Below are 17,946 nucleotides of genomic sequence, written 5' to 3'. Positions count from 1 at the left end.
GAACATCATGGACCACATACCGCTCGTGAACATCATGCCGTTCGGCATGTGCAACGCGCCCGCGAATCCGGCGGTGGGGGGGGGGGCCGCCCCCCCCCTCGGCCCCCCCCCCCCCCCGCCCCGCGGGCCCCCCCCCCCCCCCCGCCCCCCGCCGCCGATGCTCCGGACGCTGCCACGGCGGCCGATGCCCCCGAAGCCGGCGACGCAGCCGATGCCGCGAGCGCGCCCGATGCGGTCGGCGGCAGCGGCGGTTCGACGGGACGCGGCGGGCTTATCGTGCGCGTGTCGGCTGTGCTCTGTTTCGGCGCTGCCTGCGACTCGCGCGCCATGTTGACCTTCGTCGTCTGATTGGCGTACGCATAGCAGGCGGCGTTGTCCACGGCCTGTTGTCCCGCGCTCTGGCTGCGGCCGGGCAAGGTCATCGGCTGCTGCGCGAGAGCGGCGCAAGAGCCGACGAGCAAGGCGATTCCCGCGAGATGTGAAGGTTTCATTGACTGCGTTCCCCGATGCGGTGTTTTTAGTCGTTGCAGTTCGCTCGCCACCGCGTCGCTCGCGCGTATGGCCGCGAGTCTGCGCCGGGCCTGCTGTCAAGGATACCGCGCTCACGCACCGCGCCACGCCAGAAGCACCGGCATCTTCCGCCAAAATCCGCATCGGGCGCGCCCCGCCGCCGCGTCAGAACTTCATGCCGACGCCCACGCCGAGCACCCATGGATCGATCTTGAGCGACCCCAGATCCGCCCCGCCCGCCGACGCGCTCGTGCGCATCCAGATCTTCTTCACGTCCGCGTTGACGAAGACGTTCTTCGCGACGTCAACATCTATGCCCGCCTGCAACGCCGGGCCGAAGCTGCTGCGCTTGACGGACACGGGCGTATCGCCGGCTTTGAGCTTGTCGTTGTAGAAGTAGGTGTAGTTCAGTCCCGCGCCGACGTACGGCCGCACATGGCCCTGATGATTGAAGTGATAGTGCAGCAGGACGGTCGGCGGCAGCACGCCCACGCCGCCCAGTCCGCCGATATTCGATGTCACCTGATGGCGCGATGTCGCGAGAATCAGTTCGACGCCGATCTGGTCGCGGATCATGTACGTGAAGTCGAGCTCCGGCACGATCACGTTGTTCACATCGGCGCCCAGCGAGCCGAGCGTTCCGCCCGCCGACACCTGCGGCTGTATGCTGATCGCCCGCAAGCGCACGAGCACGTCGCCCGCGTGAATGCCGGTCATCGCTGCATCGCTGGCCGGTGGTGAATCGCTCGCATGTGCCGTCCCCGCAAATATCGCTGCGCTTGCCAGCAGCATCGCCCGAAGTTTCGTTCTCATCTTTCGCTTTCCCGGTTGAAAGCCAAGATTGTCCCGGCGGCCTGCGCGCGCCTCTTTGACAGCGGACAACGGATCCCGGCGTGTGCTTATCCGGCGACGCGACACCTTGCGCATCGACAAGGAACACGCGGCCGGGTCCGCTGCTTGCTTTTACAGAAGCAAAGGACAGAACATTTGGGAGAACGAGATGAGACCCACTTTTGGAGCAGCGGCTCGACTGACGGCGATGCTGGCAGGTGCCACGTTCGCATTCGCGGCGAACGCGCAGAATCCGACGTCGAGGCCGGAAGGCCATCCGAGCGGTCAGCAGACCACGCAGCCGAACCAGACGAAGCCAAGCCGGCTCGACAACGACAGCACGCCCGCGTATCAGGAACAGAACGTTACGCCGCCGGCCGTCGCGGCCGAGCACGCGAGCGGCGTGCTGAGAACGCAGCCGGGCAAGACGTCGGCGGGAAAAGCGCCGCCGCCGAAGCGGCCGAACGGCCTCGGCTTCGATACGGACGCGGGCAGCATGGGCAAGAAGCCCTGATCGTGCGAAGGACGCAAGCCGCGTTCACGTCGTCTTGTTCGGCCAGGGCCACGTGAGATAGCGAGAGGGCTTTTGGGTCTCGCTCTTTTGCTTCGGCGCATCCTCGCTCTTTTGCTTCGGCGCGTTCTCGCGGGCTGCATGCGCGGGCGCCGCGCTTTCGGCGATCTCGGGCAAGTCCTCGCCGAACCACGGCACGTCGCCGCGCCTCTCCTCCACATACGCGCGCCAGCCGGTCGGGTTGTCCTCGAAGAGATCGTGCTTCACGGTGTTCGCGAGCAGCGGACGATTCAGCGATTCGTCGAGCAGCGCCTTCGGCCACACGAAAAACGCGCCCGATGCGCGCCGGACGAACTCGCTCGGCGACATGCGCGCATCGACGAAACCGAGCAGCGTGAAGCCCGCGAGCGCGTCGTTGCCGCGCACCGCGTCGCCGATGCTTGCATACTCGTCGGCGCATTGGCTCAGGCAAAACACCGTCTCCAGCACATCGCCGAGATGGAGAAGCAAGGCGCGTCGTTCGTAGGGTTCCGGTATCGGGGCCGCTTGGTTCGTCATGCGCGCTTTCCTTTCGGTAGGAGATGAAATGCGGACGGCGCGCATTGCCAGACGCACGCCGCGTTCATCCCGATTCTAGCGAACCTCACGTTGGATTCCGACTGGCGCGTGCATTAGCGGCAGATGCGATACGGGCCCATGTCGACGTGAAAGTGCGTCTTGTGCAACGCGTTGTAGTCGGGCCCGAGCGTGGTGTCGAACGAACGGCACGCGCCGTCGTGAATGCGGCGCAGAAACACGGCGTCCGGCGACGCCGCGTCGTCGTCCCAGCGCGCGAGCGTGATGCGCCGACCGTTCGCGAGCACGAAGCCGGTCAAGTCGATTGCGTTGGCGCTCGCATGCTGACTCAGCCCCGCGTCCTTCTGATGATTCACGTTGCGGCACGCGTAGCTGCCGACATGCTCGATGCGCGTCACGCGCTCGCCGAACACGTCGATGGCGGCGGGCTGTAGATACTGATGCTCGAAGAACGCAATGCCGAGCGCGAGCGGGCACGTCGCGAGAAACGGCGCGCTGAAGCGCACGTCGTCCGATTGCGTGACGCGCACGACGTCCTTCAGTTCGCAGCCGCCCGGCCCGGCGGTGTCCGCGATCGGCCGATACTGAAGGCCCGATTGCGCGAGCGCGGCATCGCAGAGTCGCGGGTCGTGGGTCGTGCGCCAGAGCTTGAACTCGGTCAGCGGGCCGGGCGGCGCGCGCACGTCGAGCGGCGCGAACGGATCGTAGCGTTCCGGCACGGCGATGCGTCGCGTGTACACGCCGTACGCCAGCACCAGCGCCGCGACGAACGCGAGCAGCAACAGCCAGCGGATGATTCGCCCGATCACCCTGCTCTCCGCATTCCGGCGCGCTTGCCGTCAGCCCGCGGGATGCGCGGCGTCCGTTGCGCTGGCCTGCACGCGCTCGGCGAGCTTCGCGTCGTAGCTCGAATGGATATGCGTGCGCTTCTTGTCCGGATACGCGTACGAATAAGCCTTGCGCAACGCGAGCGACGCTTCGTGGAAGCCAGAGAGAATGAGCTTCTGCTTGTTCGGATAGTTCGCGATATCGCCGACCGCGAAAATGCCCGGCCGCGACGATTCGTAGTTCGACGTATCGACTTCGATGCGCCCGCCGCGCACATCGAGATTCCAGCCGGCGATCGGGCCGAGATCCGCGACGAGTCCATACAGCACGATGAGCTTGTCCGCCGCGACGTCCGTCGTGCCTTCCACGTGCTTGATGCGCACGCCGCGCAGCGCGCCATCGGGCGCGTCGAGCGAATCGATCATGCCGACGACGAAGCTCATGTCGCCCGCCTCGACTTTCGCCTTCATTGCCGCGACGGAGGCCGCCGCCGCCGAAAAGCCGTTGCGCCGATGCACGAGCGTCAGCTTGCGCGCGACGCCCGCGAGCGCGTTCGCCCAATCCAGCGCCGAATCGCCGCCGCCCGCGATCACGACCTCGCGGTCCTGAAAGTCCGCGATACGCGCGACGCTATAGAGCACGTCGCGTCCTTCGAGCGCCGCCGCTTCCGGCAATTGCAAACGCTGCGGCACGAACGCGCCGTTGCCCGCCGCGATCAGAATGGCGGCGACATCGAAAGTCATGCCTTGTTCGGTGCGCACCGTCCAGCGTTGATCGTCGCGCTGCTCGACGGCCTGCACGCGCTGGTCGAGATGAATCGGCACGTCGAACGGACGAATCTGCGTGAGGAGCCGGTCGACCAGATCTCGCGCGGTGCACGAGGGAATGGCGGGAATGTCGTAGATCGGCTTGTCGGGATAGAGCTCGATGCATTGGCCGCCGATACGCCCGAGCGCATCCACGATATGACACGACAGCCCGAGGACGCCCGCCTCGAACGCGGCGAAAAGGCCCACGGGCCCGGCGCCGATGATCAATACATCCGTCTGAATGGTGCTGCTCGATGCGTTCATGTAGTCGTCTTCCGTTGTGCCGGCTGTCCTGCGTTGCCAGCATTCAACGGTCCACGATACAGAAAGCATCCGGGCGCGGCAACGAAGCCCCTGCGCCCAGGGCGGCGATTCCGCGCGGCGGCCTACTGCTTGTTCAACTCGCGCGCGTAGTAGGCGGACGCGGCATCGATCTCTTCCGGCGTCATGTTGCGCGCGACATTGCGCATGACTTCGTTGATGTCGTTCGTGCGCGTGCCTTTCGCGAACGCGATCAGTTGCGCCTTCGTGTACGCCGCCGGCAAGCCGTCGATCCACGGACTGCCCGCCTTGTTGTCGATACCGCCGTGACACGCGGCGCACGGCGCGACGTTGCGCATCGGCGCGCCGTGCGAGACGATGCCCGGGGCGAGCGAATCGCTGACCTTGCGCTGCGCGGGCGGCCTCGGCAGGCTCGCATAGTAGGCGGCGAGATCGCGCATGTCCTGATCGCTCAGGTTCACGGCCATCGGCGACATCACGGCATTGGTGCGCGCGCCGGTCTGAAAGTCCATCAACTGCTTGTAGATGACCGACGCATACTGCCCCGCGAGGTTCGGCGAATTCGCCTGGCTCATGCCGCGTTCGCCGTGACACATCGTGCAGCGCAAGGCGAGCGTCGCGCCGCGCCCGATGGAATTCGCGCTCGCGTGCGCGAGCATTTGCGGCGTGACTTCGACGGCGGACAGCCTGTTTGTCGGCTGGACGGTCGTGTCGCCGCTGTGCCACACGCGCGGCACGCCCGCCGCGCTGCAGATGGCGTTCCACACGCCGGTGAACGATGCGTCGCGCTGCGCGGACGGCAGCCACACGAAGCCGATCAGCGCCGATACCACCGCGACGCCGACCGTGGCGAATACGCTCGTCGCGAACCAGCGGTTGCGCAAGGTGAAGAGGCGTTCGTCGCTCATCGCTGCGCTCCGATGGGAACGGCCGGCACCGACGTATCGGAACGCGCCACGAGTTGCGCGATCGGATAGCCGTAGTTGACGAGCGTGAGGCCGATCATCAGCGCGATCCACAGCCCGAAGCTGTTGAGCGCGACCGGAACGGTGCGCGGCTCGTGCACCGCGCGGCTAAAGCGGAACTCTTCGACGCTCACGCGCGGCGCGCCGTGCGCCCGTATCAGCACGGCGAAAAACAGAATGGCGGACACGACCAGAATGAACCCGCCGATGGTCGATGTCACGACAGAGGCCGCCTGCGCCGCGATTTGCGGATCGCTGTAATCGTAGAACGCCATGCGTCGCGGCATGCCGAGCACGCCGACGTAATGCCACGGGAACGTCAGCACGATCATGCCGATGAACCACAGCCACAACTGCCAGCGCATGAGCTTCACGTCACGCAGCGCGCGGCCCGTGAGATGCGGCCACAGGTCATAAGCGATCGCGAAGTACATGATGACGATCGCGCCCGCGAAAATCAGATGGAAATGGCCCGTGACCCATTGCGTGTTATGGACGGTCGAATCCAGCTGATAGCTCATGTTGATGATGCCGCCCGCTCCGCCGAAGCCGAGCATCACGAACGAAAACGCGACGGCGAGCATCATCGGGTTGTCCCACGGCAGCGCGCGAATCCAGCCGAGCGCGCCGCGGCCGCCGCGCAGCCGCGCCGCGATCTCCACCGACGCGCAGATGGTGAACACGGTCAGAAGCGTCGGCACGGCGACGAGCGCGGTGAACACCGAATGCATGAACTTGAAGCCCGAGCCCACTTGCGGATCGGCGAACAAATGGTGAATGCCGATTGGCATCGACACCACGAGGAACAGGATGAATGAGATGCGCGCCATCGCGTCGCTATACAGACGTCCGCCGATGGCGCGCGGGATGATCGTGTAATACGCGATGTACGCCGGCATCAGCCAGAAATAAACGATGGCGTGCAGCGTCCACGAGAAGAACACGCGGGCGAGACCGGCGTCGATGGTGCTCTTCCAGCCGATCGCCACCGGCAGGATCATGAACAGCACTTCGATGGCCGCGCCTACCGCCGTCCAGCCCCACAGATACGCGCCCGCGACGGTGGCGAACATCGGCAGCGGCACGGTCTTGCCGGGGTTGTCGCGCTTCCACGCGTGCAGGTTCACCGACATCAGTGCGACCCAGACCCACGATCCGACCACCACCAGCACCACGCCGAGATAGTAGAACGCGTTGCCGATCATCGGCGGATAGAAGGTGTAGAGCACGGAGGCCAGACCCATCGCGACCGGGATCATCGCCATGACGGAGCCGACGGCGACCAGCCAGAAGCCGAGCCACGCCCAGCGCGCGCCCACGAGCGCGCGCTTGAGCGCGAGCTCGCTCACCGCGTAGCCGAAGCCCATCGCGATGAGCGTCGGGAACACGTAGCCCATCGCGGAGCCGTGAGCCGTCACGGACCGGTAATAGATCTCGGGATTTTGCAGTCCGATGAACAGCGGACTGCGCGCGAACATCTGCCATGCGCCGAGCAACAGCGCGACGCCGAAGGCCGCGAACGCAAGCCAGAAGTGCGCGAGGATAAGGCGCTTGCTATTTAACACAGGACAGTCTCCGCGAATGGGCCGGCAGCTTGTCGGCCATTTGCATGAATTCGGCGCGATCGATCACCTTCACATGCGCCCACATGCCGTGATGCCCGACGCCGCAGAACTCGTGGCACGGCATCAGATGGTCGCCGGGTTCGTCGAACGTGGTCTTGAAGGTCGAGACATAGCCCGGCTCGAGCATCGAGTTGATATTGGTCTTCGTGATCAGAAAGCCATGCACGACGTCCGAACTGGTCGCGCGGAACGTGACCGGCACGCCTGCCGGCACCAGCAGGCATTGCGGCGTGAACGAGTACTGCTGCGCGACGACGCGCACCGTCACCGAGCCGTCGGCCTCGGGCGCCGTGCCGAGATTGCTTTCGACGAATTCGCCCGACACGTGCAGCGTTTCGGGCCGCACGGTCTCGACGCGCGAGGGCGGCATCATCGCCCAGTGCAGGCCGGTGTAGACCACCATCGCGACCAGCACGGCCACGATGGCGAGCACGAGCATCGCCCAGCGTTTCTCGACGCGCTCCGCGACTTCATGTGAACCTCGATGAATGGCCATATATCGCTGCTGAATCGATCAATGAGTGGGTCAATGCGTCACTGAATCACGCCGCGAGGCAGAAACACGGCGAAGTAAAAGACAAACCAGATGCCGATGACAATGGCCGTCGCAATGCCCGCGAGCGCGAGCGCCCCGCCCGGCCCGCTGCGCACGATTTCGTCGAGTCTGGCGTCTTCGTTCGGATCGTCGTTCATGGTCGTGTCGAGACTAGTAAAGAGGCGCCGAGCGCAGTTCGTTGACTTCCTTCACGGAGACCGGCGTGCCGTTATTGCCCCACGTCGTGCGGATATACGTGACCACGGCCGCCACCTCCACGTCCGACAGCGATTGCGCGAACGGCGGCATGCCATAAGGCTTCGGATTCTTGAACGTGCCGGGCGGATAGCCGCCGTTGAGCACCATGCGGATCGGGTTGACCGCGGAACTCATCACGATCGACTGGTTGTTCGCAAGCGGCGGAAAATGCGGCGGCTTGCCCTGGCCTTGCGCGGCGTGACACACAGCGCATTGCGCGTCGTAGATCTTCTTGCCGAGCGGCGAGAGACTCGTGCGCTGCTCGACCACGGCCTGCGTCGGCGGCTCCGACTTGTCGCCGGTGCGCGCGGGCAGCGCCTTGAGATAGACGGCCATCGCGCGCACGTCGTCTTCGTTCAGATACTGCAAGCTGTCGTAGACCACTTCGGCCATCGGCCCGTACACCGCGCCGCGGTCGGAGACGCCTGCATGCAGCAAGCCGACGATGTCGTCCATGCCCCAGTTGCCGAGGCCTGCTTCCTTGTTCGACGTGAGCGACGGCGCGTACCAGTTCTGGATCGGAATGAGGCCGCCTTCGAACGCCTTCGAGCTGACGTTGCCGCCGAGCGCGTTGATCGCGGTATGGCACATCGAGCAATGCCCGAGACCTTCGACCAGATACGCGCCGCGATTCCATTCGACGGACTGCTTCGGATCGGGCTGATACTCGCCCTGCCTGAAGAACAGCGAGCGCCAGCCGATCAGCAGTTCGCGCCGGTTGAACGGGAAACGCAACTCATGCTGACGGTTCGGCTGATGCACCGGCGGCGTGGACATCAGGAATGCGTAGATGGCATCCGAATCGGCGCGCGTGACTTTTGTGTACGACGCGAAAGGCATGGCCGGATAGAGCAGCGAGCCGTCGCGCGAGCGGCCTGTGTGCATCATGTTGTAGAACTCGTCGGCGGACCAGGAACCCAGGCCCGTCTCCTTGTCCGACGAGATATTCGGCGTGTAGAGCGTGCCGAACGGCGTGTCCATCGGACGCCCGCCGCCAAAGGTCTTGCCCGCCGGCAGCGTATGACACGCGATGCAATCGCCCGCGCGCGCCAGATACTCGCCGCGCTTGACCGTGTCGGCATCGGCGCTCTTCGCCTGCGCCAGCGCGTTGCCGGCCGGCACGGCGCACGCCGCGAAGAAGACCGCTACGGCAAGCGCCCCAAGTTGTCTGAAACGAAGCACGTCGGCCCTCTCTAGTGTTGGACGCTGCCGCACGCGAGCGGCATCTTCAGCGAGCCGGCGGCGACGGGCGTCGGATTCGCCGGCGCGGGCAGCGAAGCCAGATAGGCGGAAATAGCGGTGATGTCCCGCTCGCTCAGAAGCTGGGCGACCTGCCGCATGCAGTCCGGCGCGACGGTCGAACGCGTGCCGTAACGCCATGCGCCGAGTTGCGCGCTGATGTAGTCGGCATGCAGGCCGAGCAGCCCGGGGATCGCCGGCTCCATGCCGGTCATCGACGCGCCGTGACAACTGACGCACGCGGGCACCTTGCCCGACGCATCGCCCTTCATGACGAGCGTCTTGCCGAGATCGAGCGTCTTCGCATCGACGGTGACGGCGGACGGCGGCGGGAACGGCGGGCGCTCGGCGGCGAAATAATCGGCGATCTGTTTCAGATACGCGTCGGGCAAGTACGCAAGCAGGTAGTTCATCGGCGGATACTTGCGCCGGCCGTCGCGAAACGCGAGCAATTGGTTGTACAGATAACCGGCGGGCTTGCCTGAGAGGCGCGGAAAGTAATCGTTGTCCGTGCCCTCGCCGTGCGCGCCGTGGCACGCCGCGCAACCCATGACGCGCGCCTGCATGGTGTCGGGCGCGCGCTCGAGAGGCGCGTCCGCGGCGTACGCCTCGAAGCCGCAAAACGTGAAGAGCGCCGAAATCAGCAACAAGGCGCTGCGCTGAGCCACGTTTCCCACGTATCCCCCGTTTCAGGTTGCCGTTCTCGTTTAGACGCGCGGCCGGTCGCATGCAACGGGTTGCATGCAATGGACGGCGACGCTGTTCTTCAAAGCTGAAGGTCTTGCCGGTGGCGGGCTGTGCTTGGCTCTTCAGATGGTAGGAGACGCGCTTCGTTTTCTCCAGCCCTCAGATTGTCTCAATACATGCGATCGCTGCGCGTGACAAGACAACGCAAAACTTTGCGTTTGATCAAAGGCGCGCATTATTTCGAGATGCTCAACCAAGCGGTTGACGGTCTCTGTGGTGCTTGCGGATTGGCTCTGCGGAGACGGCGATTTTTTTCGAGATTCGCACTCATTATTTGAGCCCGAGGCGTCGTGCGAGCCGGTTCAGGTTCGCCCGGTCGATGCCCAACTCGCGCGCCGTCGATGCCCAGTTCTGCTGATTGCGCGCGAGCGCATCGAGAACCAGCGTGCGCTCGTATGCCGTGACCGCTTCGCGCAAGCCGACAGCGGCGGGCGCATCCGATGCGAGCGGTGCGGGCGGCGCGACGCTCGCCGTATCGCCGACGCCGAAGTCCGCGGCGGTGAGAGTCAGGATGCGCGGCCGTTCGCGATGCCCCGCGAGCGCCTTCAACGCGCTTCGCCCGATGAGGTGCTCCAGTTCGCGCACGTTGCCCGGCCAACGGTAGGCAAGCAACGCGGCCTGCGCATCGGCGGAGAGTCGCAGGCCGGACAGGCCGAGCCGCGACCGGTTCTCCTCCAGAAAGTAGCCCGCGAGCAGCAAGATATCGCGACCACGCTCGCGCAGCGGCGGCACGACGAGCGGATACACGGACAGGCGGTGATACAGGTCCGCGCGAAAGCGTCCGCCGCGCACTTCTTCGGCCAGATCGCGATTCGTTGCAGCGATCAGCCGCACATTCACGCGATGCTCGCTGTCCGAGCCGATGCGCTGCAACTGGCCGTTCTGCAACACGCGCAGCAGCTTGGCCTGCACGGCAAGCGGCAGTTCGCCGACTTCATCGAGGAAGAGCGTGCCGCCGTCCGCCAGTTCGAACTTGCCGCGCCGGTCCGACGACGCGCCCGAGAACGCCCCGCGCACATGTCCGAAGAGTTCGCTTTCGACGAGCGTATCCGGCAGCGCCGCGCAGTTGAGGCTCACGAGCGGTTTGTCCGCGCGGGGCGAACGCGCGTGAATCTCGGAGGCGACGAGTTCCTTGCCGACGCCCGTTTCGCCGGTAATCAGCACGGTCAGATCGCTCGACGCCACGATCCCGATCTCTTCCAGCAAATGCTTCTGCGGCGCGCTGCTGCCGATCATCTCGCGGCGGCGCGGGCCGCTCGCCTGCCGATACACCTCGGCCCGCTGACGTTCCGCCTCGCTCGTGCGCGCCAGTCGGTCGATGCGTTCGGCGACGCTCACAGTCGCCGCCGTGAGACTCAGAAATGCCTGGAGCGAAGCCATGTCGATGCCGTCGAAACGCGCGGGATCGAGCGCATCGAGCGTTAGCACGCCCCACGGACGTCCGCCGATAAAGAGCGGGCTGCCGAGGCAATCGTGCACTTCGAGGTGTGCGCCCGCGTGCTTGACGAGGCCGTCGTAGGGGTCGGGGAGACTCGAATGCGCAGGAAAGCGCGTCGGCTCAGGGCGCGCCAGAATGCGCGCGAATCGCGGATGGTCTCGCACGAGGAAGCGCCGGCCGAGCGTATCGCTCGACAGACCGTCGATGGCGAGCGGCACCAGCGTCTCGCCATCGAGCCGCAACAGCGCAGCGGCGTCGCTCGGGAAAAGCGCGCGCAGCGTGCTCAGCAGCCGGCGATAGCGCTCGCTCTCCGGGATGTCCTGCGACAGGTCTTCGATCAACGGCACAAGGGCGTCCAGGACGACGCGTGAAGTCATTGCGACTACGTCGGCAGTCTTTTGGACTAGAGTCGAAGTGACCATCTTTCCCCGCAAGTCGTTGAATCGGCGGTAATTCTACACTGGCATAGAAGCTGTATAAGGTGACGGCACACACCGCTCGCGGAGCTTTTCGGCTCCGCCCTTGTCACGAGGACTACACCATGCTGTCAGCAGAACACCGAGCCATCATCAAAGCGACCGTGCCGCTTCTGGAAAGCGGCGGCGAAGCGCTCACGCGCCACTTCTACGCCACCCTGCTGAACGAACACCCCGAAGTGCGCCCGATGTTCAATCAGGCGCATCAGGCAAGCGGCGCCCAGCAACGCGCGCTCGCCAACGGCGTGTTGATGTACGCGCGGCATATCGACGAGCTCGACAAGCTCGGCGGCCTCGTCGAGAAGATCATCAACAAGCACGTCGCGCTGAATATTCAGCCGGAGCATTACCCGATCGTCGGAAGCTGCCTGCTTCGGTCGATCCGCGAAGTGCTCGGCGCAGACATCGCTACCGACGCCGTCATCGAGGCGTGGGCCGCTGCTTATGGCCAGCTAGCGGATCTGCTCATCGGCCTCGAGGAAGGGATCTACAGCGAGCGCGAACACGCGCCGGGCGGATGGCGCGGCACGCGGCGCTTCGTCGTCGCGCGCAAGGTCGCGGAAAGTGACGAGATCACGTCGTTCTATCTCGTGCCCGAGGACGGCGGCGGTCTCCTCGATTTTCATCCGGGGCAGTACATCGGGCTGCGTGTGTTCATCGACGGTGAGGAACTGCGTCGCAACTACTCGCTGTCGGCGGCGCCCAACGGCCGCGAATATCGCATCAGCGTCAAGCGCGAGAAGGAAGGCAAGGTGTCGAGCTTCCTGCACGACCGCATTCACGAACGGCACACGCTCGACTTGTATCCGCCCGCAGGTGACTTCAGGCTCGAACACGGCGACAAGCCGCTCGTCCTGATCAGCGGCGGCGTGGGCATTACGCCGACGCTCGCGATGCTCCACGCCGCGCTCGCCACGACGAAGCGCCCGATCCATTTCATCCACGCGGCGCGGCACGGCGGCGCGCACGCGTTCCGCGAGACGATCGACGAACTGGCCGCGCGTTATCCGCAACTCAAACGCTTCTATTGCTATGAGAATCGGCGCGCCGGCGATAGCGAGCCGCACGGCGTCGGCTTCGTGAACGAAGCGCTGCTCGACCAATGGCTGCCTGCGAACCGCGACGTCGATGCGTATTTCCTCGGGCCGATGTCGTTCATGAAGGCGGTGAAGAAGCATCTCAAGGCGCTCGGCGTGCCGGAAGCGCAGAGCCGCTATGAGTTCTTCGGGCCGGCTGCGGCGCTTGATTGAGCGTTGATTTGCGTTGTGATGACGGATCCGCGCTGGCAACGGCGAGTCCGTTTCTTAGGTCTTGACCGGTTCGAAGTCGAATCCGGTGCCCGCCTCCTTTTTCGAAGACGCGAATATCGGGCGCGCCGCAGGTGCGCATGCGCGGCGTGTCGCCGCGATTGAAGCGCTTTGGCGTTCAGCATGTTGCTGGACGCATCTTTGCGACGCGCCCGCCACCATCGCCTCAAGTTTCAGACAAACGCACTATTCCTTGCCTATTGCCGCGTGATAACAATCCTCCCCATCGGGTATCGGAGCACGCGCAAGTGCATAGCGGAATAAGAGCCGACAAGTGGTCGCTCAGGTTGTACCTCAGGCGCGACAGACACTTCGTCAGCGCTGACGAAAAGCTGCGCGCCGCTGAAAGCAGACGCAAGTTCCTGGCGGACGCAGTCGACTGGATGCGCGATCAGGCGTTGATGGCGAAATTGCAAGCGGCCTTGGGCATCGAGGAGGCCGACGGTTCACATTCGCGATGGAAGGTGCGTCGCGCTATCGAATCCGGCGAACTCGTGACCATACCGGATACGCGGGGAAGCGGTCTCAGCGGCAACGGCGGTAGTGATATGCCCAGGCTACCTTCGGTGACGTTCACGCCATCGCAGCTGTTCGGGCGTGCGTCGCGAATTCCGGCGGTTCGCTCGTACGAGCGCCCTGCCCCCATGCGGCTCTTTGCCGACGACTGCATGGCGGCCTGGCGGGCAGAGCCGGGCGATAGGCTGCCGGACGGCAGGATCGCGCGGGCTATTGGCAGCGGACGCGATGACACGGACGGCGGCGATTCGGTAGCAGAAAGTCTGGCTGACGCGGAGCCGTTCGAGTACGAAGCGGAGAATGCGAGCGACGACGACAGTTTCGACGTTGCGGCGCGAGGCGTCGGCCTGACGGGAAACGAACCGGGCGGTTTCCGCATCAATGCCAATGGACTAGACGTCGACTACTTCGATGGCGATGGCAACCTATGCGCTCAGTACCATGAAAGTCACGGAGACGCTCACGGCCATAATTTCGATGGCGCGGTACGAGATAATGCGCATCTACCAATGTCGCCTATCAACCCTCGCTAACCAAACCTGGTATGGACAATCCTCGCGGTTGGGAAATGGTTCGGAATTGCGAATCGCTGCTTGAAGTATTTGATTGCTTTCCCTCTTTCCACGACTCCGCAGTGCGAACTTTCTGTCTCAAGCGGGGAAGGACGGAGCGCGGCCCGTCGGGAAAACTGCGCGAGTTGGTGGATCTTGAACTGGAGATTCTCCACAATCGTTATGGCCCACCAAAAAACGACGGGAGCCAGGGTCACTTGATCATGCTCGCACTGCTCGACATAACCAGCTCAGAAATCGACGTGAATGTAATGCTGGAAGCGGCATGGATTGCAGACGTGCGCTTTTCGAGAACGCCCGACGATCTGATCAGGTTCGACCTCATGCCGAATATCGGCCTCGATATTCAATTGACTTGCCGCGATAGCTTTGTCAGAGTCGTTCGCCCCTACACGCGCGATGAAGTCTGAGGAGCCGGACGGACGGAGCTAGCCGTCTTCTGAAGCGTGGCGTGGCTACACGCCACATGAGAATCGGCGCGCCGGCGATAGCGAGCCGCACGGCGTCGGCTTCCTGAACGAAGCGCTGCTCGACCAGTGGCTGCCTGCGGATCGCGATGTCGATGCCTATTTTCTCGGGCCGATGTCGTTCATGAAGGCGGTGAAGAAGCATCTCGAGGCGCTCGGCGTGCCCGAAGCGCAGAGCCGCTATGAGTTCTTTGGGCCGGCTGCGGCGCTTGATTGAGCGTTGTTTTGCGTCGAGACGACGGACCCGCGCTGGGCAACGGCGGGTCCGTTTCTGGTCCTAAGCGGTTGGAATCAAGCGCGGTCGCCCGCCGCGCCGACATCGCCTACTCTTTCAACGGCGCATACCCCATCTCCCGCCCCACCTCGCGCGCATGCTTTTGTGTGTGGGCGTTGCGCATCGGCTTAAGCACGAAGAGCGCGAGGAGCGCCGCCAGTGCCGCCATTCCGGCCGCGAGCATGAAGACGGCGTGCCAGCTTCCCGTCGACTTGGTGAGGACGCTCGAAAACGGCACCAGCAGGGCCGCCGTGCCTTTTGCTGTGTACAAAAGGCCCGCGTTGGTGGCCGCGAACTTCGGGCCGAACGTGTCGCCGCAAGTCGCGGGGAAGAGACTGTAGATCTCGCCCCACGCGAAGAACACGATGCCGGTCAGCACCACGAACGCCGTCGGGTTGTGGCCGAAGTTGGACAGCGCGACGATCCCCACCGCTTCGATCGCGAAGGCGAGAAACATCGTGTTCTCACGCCCTATTCTGTCCGATACCCAGCCGAAGAACGGCCGCGTCAGACCGTTGAGCACACGGTCGATGGTCAGCGCGAACGTCAACGCCGGCAGCGTCAGGCCGAGAATCGATACGGGCGAATCCTGCAAACCGAAGTCCTTCGCGATCGGTCCCAGCTGAGCGGTCGCCATCAGGCCGCCGGCCGCCATCATCACGAACATTGCGTACATCACCCAGAAGATGGGCGATGCCAGGACCTGCTTGGGACTCGCGTTATAAACGGCGCGCGTGACCGTGCTCTTGACCGCCGCGAGCAATTGAGCAGGCGGCGCGTACAGCGCCATGCCGAGCAAGAAGACGACGAGTCCCTGCCCGAGCCCGAACCAGAGGAATGTCGCTTCGTAGCCGCTCGATTTAATCATGTGCGCGATGGGCACGACCGTCGCCGCCGATCCCATGCCGAAGCCTGCCGCCGTGATGCCCGCGGCGAGGCCGCGCCGCGTCGGAAACCATTTGAGCGCGTTGCCGACGCACGTGCCGTATACCGCGCCCGCGCCGACGCCACCTATCGCAGCGGCGAGATACAGGAGCGGCAGCGAAGACGCCATCGAGTTCATCGCCCAGGCAATCGCGCAGAGGACGCCACCGCCAACGACCACCGGGCGCGGGCCGTACTTGTCGACGAGATAACCTTCGATCGGTACGAGCCACGTTTCCGTAACGACGAAAATCGTGAAGGCGACCTGAATCGCCGCGCGGCCCCAGTGATATTTCTCGTCGATCGGATTGACGAAGAGCGTCCATCCGTACTGCATGTTGGCAATCATCGCCATGCAGATGACGCCGAAAATCAACTGCACCCACGGCGACGCAAGACGCGACGCAGCCACCTGGCGGTTTATCCGGTCAGTTCCCATGCCTGTCTCCTTGGCATTGCTGCCTTGTGTCATCGGACGTCGAGCGACGCCTCCTGCGACGGCGCAAGCGCGTCATCGCATATACACAGTATTTGATATATCTAGTAAGTCAAGCGAAAGAAACGACGGGGTTTCCACTTAGGACAACGCCGGCTGTAAGCGAATGAAAGCGATGTTCTAATCAGGTGGTGGCGAAAAAAAAGCCCGGCAGTCACGAGGCTGCCGGGCGATGGGCGTGGGCGAGACATGGCAATCCGCTGCACGCACTCTCTTTATAGATGAAAGCGTATCGTAATGTAAAGGGTGGTATTTGTAGGGTAAACGCTCGCGACGGGATGGCTCAGTTAGAACACATTAAACGGCACATTCACCATCAATCGATAAATGTCGCTGGTTCCGTCCGAATAATACTTGCTGCCTTGGTGATGCATGTAATAGAACTTGACCGACGCGTTCTTGAACTTGCCGTCCGGCACCGTGTAACTCGGAATAATGCCGAATTCGTGATGCGTGCCGTGCACGGGTTCGCCGTTCACGATGTAGCTGCTCGCGTTGACCGTGCCGCTATTGGCCATCGCGCTGCCGTCTGCGCCCCACCCATAGGCGACCCACGTCGTCACCTTGAAGCCGGGCATGCCGTAGTCCTTAAGATTCAGCGAATAAGAAAGACTGACTGACTTTTCGTGCGGCTGGTTGTAGTCCACATCCAGTGAGTTGGAAAGATAATCGCCGCCCGACTCGTGCATGTAGTCGAACATCTGGTCGCCGAGAATCTGCTGGAAGGCGAATTGCAGCGTATGCGCGCCATGCGTGCCGGCAAGCGCCAGGCTATACGCATTATTATTGATCGGCCCCTGACGCTTGTCGCCGACGGCGCCCGTGTAGTAATAGTTGAGCGCGCCGGTCCAGCGGACGGATTTCGCGTCGCCGATGCTTTGCGTCGCCGAAAGATAGTACTGCTGCCAGACGTTATTCGCGATGCTGCCGTACAGCATGACCGCCGTATCGTCGCCGCGCGTCCAGTCTCCGCCGATGTACGTGAACTGCGAGACGTGCTTGCCGCCATATTCGGTTGAAAGCCCCGTTACGGTCGTCATGCCGCGCGAGATCACGCCATCCACCGTGCCGGCCTTCAGCGTGAGATTCTTGACCTCGTCGCTCGCGAGCGAGAAGCCGCGATACGTCGGGGGCAACGCGCGATTGTCGTGCGGCACGAGGAACGGGTTGTCGAAGAGTTGCTGGCCGTATTTGAGCACCGTGTTCGACACGCGCGCCTTCACGTCCCACACGCCCGGATACGCCCACGCAAGCTGGTTCGCCCCGCCGCCGTCCGTGCCCACGTGTACGCGGGTGCCCGCGCCGTTGCCGCCGTTCAGCTTAAACGCGCCGAACATCGACACGTCGCCGCCGAGCCCGACCAGCCCGCGCGTGAAGCCGGATTCGAATACGGCCTGCGCGCCGAGCACCCACGCGTCTTTCTTCTTTGCGCCCTCGGGTTCGAAATGTTCCGAGAAAGAGCGGCCGAGCAGATTGAAATGCGAGTCCTCGATGAAGCCCTTCGACTTCGCCTGGCTGCTCACGGGCGCATCGGCTTCGGTATTGGGCGGCGAACTCGGGACGGTTTCGGTATGGCGAGAAAGCGGCTCGGTATCGGCTTCCTGGCCGTACGCGGCCACGGTCGCGGCCATCGCGCCGCTAAACAGCAAAATCGAAAGTGCGACTGAAAGTTTTTCTTTTTTCACGAAAAGTATCTCCAACGACTGACTCAACCGGCGGACAACACAAACCAACTATCAAAATCGACGGCTGCAACAAGC

The 17,946-nt window shown here is 63.9% G+C and carries 18 protein-coding genes and 1 pseudogene; 6 read left to right on the top strand and 13 right to left on the bottom strand.

Features of this window, described 5'->3' with window-relative positions:
• A partial coding sequence (locus NCR34_RS16485) for a hypothetical protein (RefSeq protein WP_250500510.1) occupies nucleotides 1-348 on the top strand: 348 nt, incomplete at its 5' end.
• A 327-nt stretch (nucleotides 349-675) separates the two neighbouring features.
• On the opposite strand, the gene NCR34_RS16480 is transcribed toward NCR34_RS16485, so the two are convergent.
• Nucleotides 676-1,323, bottom strand: a complete 648-nt coding sequence (locus tag NCR34_RS16480) for an OmpW/AlkL family protein (RefSeq protein ID WP_250500509.1) — start codon at nucleotides 1,321-1,323, stop codon at nucleotides 676-678.
• 187 nt (nucleotides 1,324-1,510) lie between these two features.
• Between NCR34_RS16480 and NCR34_RS16475 the strand changes: the two genes are divergently transcribed.
• Complete coding sequence (locus tag NCR34_RS16475) at nucleotides 1,511-1,855, top strand: hypothetical protein (protein ID WP_250500508.1); 345 nt, start codon at nucleotides 1,511-1,513, stop codon at nucleotides 1,853-1,855.
• Nucleotides 1,856-1,879: 24 nt separating this feature from the next.
• On the opposite strand, the gene NCR34_RS16470 is transcribed toward NCR34_RS16475, so the two are convergent.
• The 10 genes from NCR34_RS16470 to norR all read right to left on the bottom strand — a co-directional run bounded on the left by NCR34_RS16470 (nucleotide 1,880) and on the right by norR (nucleotide 11,576).
• Complete coding sequence (locus NCR34_RS16470) at nucleotides 1,880-2,410, bottom strand: hypothetical protein (protein ID WP_250500507.1); 531 nt, start codon at nucleotides 2,408-2,410, stop codon at nucleotides 1,880-1,882.
• A gap of 113 nt (nucleotides 2,411-2,523) precedes the next feature.
• A complete protein-coding gene (locus NCR34_RS16465; protein ID WP_250500506.1) occupies nucleotides 2,524-3,237 on the bottom strand; it encodes an extensin-like domain-containing protein in 714 nt (237 codons plus the stop codon).
• Between the two features lie 30 nt (nucleotides 3,238-3,267).
• Complete coding sequence (locus tag NCR34_RS16460) at nucleotides 3,268-4,329, bottom strand: NAD(P)/FAD-dependent oxidoreductase (RefSeq protein ID WP_250500505.1); 1,062 nt, start codon at nucleotides 4,327-4,329, stop codon at nucleotides 3,268-3,270.
• A 122-nt stretch (nucleotides 4,330-4,451) separates the two neighbouring features.
• Nucleotides 4,452-5,255: a c-type cytochrome gene (locus tag NCR34_RS16455; protein ID WP_250500504.1), complete on the bottom strand. Its 804-nt coding sequence runs from the start codon at nucleotides 5,253-5,255 to the stop codon at nucleotides 4,452-4,454.
• Complete coding sequence (locus tag NCR34_RS16450) at nucleotides 5,252-6,877, bottom strand: b(o/a)3-type cytochrome-c oxidase subunit 1 (protein ID WP_250500503.1); 1,626 nt, start codon at nucleotides 6,875-6,877, stop codon at nucleotides 5,252-5,254. The genes NCR34_RS16455 and NCR34_RS16450 overlap by 4 nt, the downstream gene beginning before the upstream one ends.
• A complete protein-coding gene (locus NCR34_RS16445) occupies nucleotides 6,867-7,433 on the bottom strand; it encodes a cupredoxin domain-containing protein (protein WP_250500502.1) in 567 nt (188 codons plus the stop codon). Before NCR34_RS16445 ends, NCR34_RS16450 begins: the two co-directional genes overlap by 11 nt.
• A 38-nt stretch (nucleotides 7,434-7,471) precedes the next feature.
• The gene (locus tag NCR34_RS16440) at nucleotides 7,472-7,630 is read right to left on the bottom strand and encodes a hypothetical protein (protein ID WP_175941648.1); all 159 of its coding nucleotides are present in this window, start codon (nucleotides 7,628-7,630) and stop codon (nucleotides 7,472-7,474) included.
• A gap of 13 nt (nucleotides 7,631-7,643) precedes the next feature.
• Nucleotides 7,644-8,912 (bottom strand): c-type cytochrome, encoded by a 1,269-nt coding sequence (locus tag NCR34_RS16435; protein WP_502800088.1) that lies wholly within the window; start codon nucleotides 8,910-8,912, stop codon nucleotides 7,644-7,646.
• A gap of 11 nt (nucleotides 8,913-8,923) precedes the next feature.
• Nucleotides 8,924-9,613 (bottom strand): c-type cytochrome, encoded by a 690-nt coding sequence (locus tag NCR34_RS16430; RefSeq protein WP_502800092.1) that lies wholly within the window; start codon nucleotides 9,611-9,613, stop codon nucleotides 8,924-8,926.
• 373 nt (nucleotides 9,614-9,986) lie between these two features.
• The gene (norR, locus tag NCR34_RS16425) at nucleotides 9,987-11,576 is read right to left on the bottom strand and encodes a nitric oxide reductase transcriptional regulator NorR (protein WP_250500501.1); all 1,590 of its coding nucleotides are present in this window, start codon (nucleotides 11,574-11,576) and stop codon (nucleotides 9,987-9,989) included.
• A 119-nt stretch (nucleotides 11,577-11,695) separates the two neighbouring features.
• On the opposite strand from norR, the gene hmpA reads away from it, so the two are divergent.
• From hmpA to NCR34_RS16405, 4 genes and pseudogenes are all read left to right on the top strand, one after another.
• Nucleotides 11,696-12,880, top strand: a complete 1,185-nt coding sequence (gene hmpA / locus NCR34_RS16420; protein ID WP_250500500.1) for an NO-inducible flavohemoprotein — start codon at nucleotides 11,696-11,698, stop codon at nucleotides 12,878-12,880.
• A 137-nt stretch (nucleotides 12,881-13,017) separates the two neighbouring features.
• Nucleotides 13,018-13,986 carry a hypothetical protein gene (locus NCR34_RS16415; RefSeq protein WP_250500499.1) on the top strand — a complete coding sequence of 323 codons (969 nt, stop codon included), beginning with the start codon at nucleotides 13,018-13,020 and terminating at the stop codon, nucleotides 13,984-13,986.
• An 11-nt stretch (nucleotides 13,987-13,997) separates the two neighbouring features.
• The gene (locus NCR34_RS16410) at nucleotides 13,998-14,435 is read left to right on the top strand and encodes an immunity 50 family protein (protein ID WP_250500498.1); all 438 of its coding nucleotides are present in this window, start codon (nucleotides 13,998-14,000) and stop codon (nucleotides 14,433-14,435) included.
• A gap of 55 nt (nucleotides 14,436-14,490) precedes the next feature.
• Nucleotides 14,491-14,709: pseudogene (locus tag NCR34_RS16405) on the top strand (NO-inducible flavohemoprotein); the annotation flags it as partial.
• Nucleotides 14,710-14,815: 106 nt separating this feature from the next.
• Here NCR34_RS16405 and oxlT read toward each other — a convergent pair.
• Together oxlT and NCR34_RS16395 are read right to left on the bottom strand one after the other, a co-directional pair.
• Nucleotides 14,816-16,129, bottom strand: a complete 1,314-nt coding sequence (gene oxlT / locus NCR34_RS16400) for an oxalate/formate MFS antiporter (protein ID WP_250500497.1) — start codon at nucleotides 16,127-16,129, stop codon at nucleotides 14,816-14,818.
• 344 nt (nucleotides 16,130-16,473) lie between these two features.
• On the bottom strand, nucleotides 16,474-17,871 hold the full coding sequence (locus NCR34_RS16395; protein WP_250500496.1) for an OprD family outer membrane porin: 1,398 nt from the start codon (nucleotides 17,869-17,871) through the stop codon (nucleotides 16,474-16,476).
• Nucleotides 17,872-17,946 lie beyond the last annotated feature (75 nt).

Origin of the sequence: Caballeronia sp. GAWG1-5s-s, from assembly GCF_023631445.1 — a bacterium.
Classification (GTDB): domain Bacteria; phylum Pseudomonadota; class Gammaproteobacteria; order Burkholderiales; family Burkholderiaceae; genus Caballeronia.
This window is presented reverse-complemented; position numbering and strand designations above follow the sequence as displayed.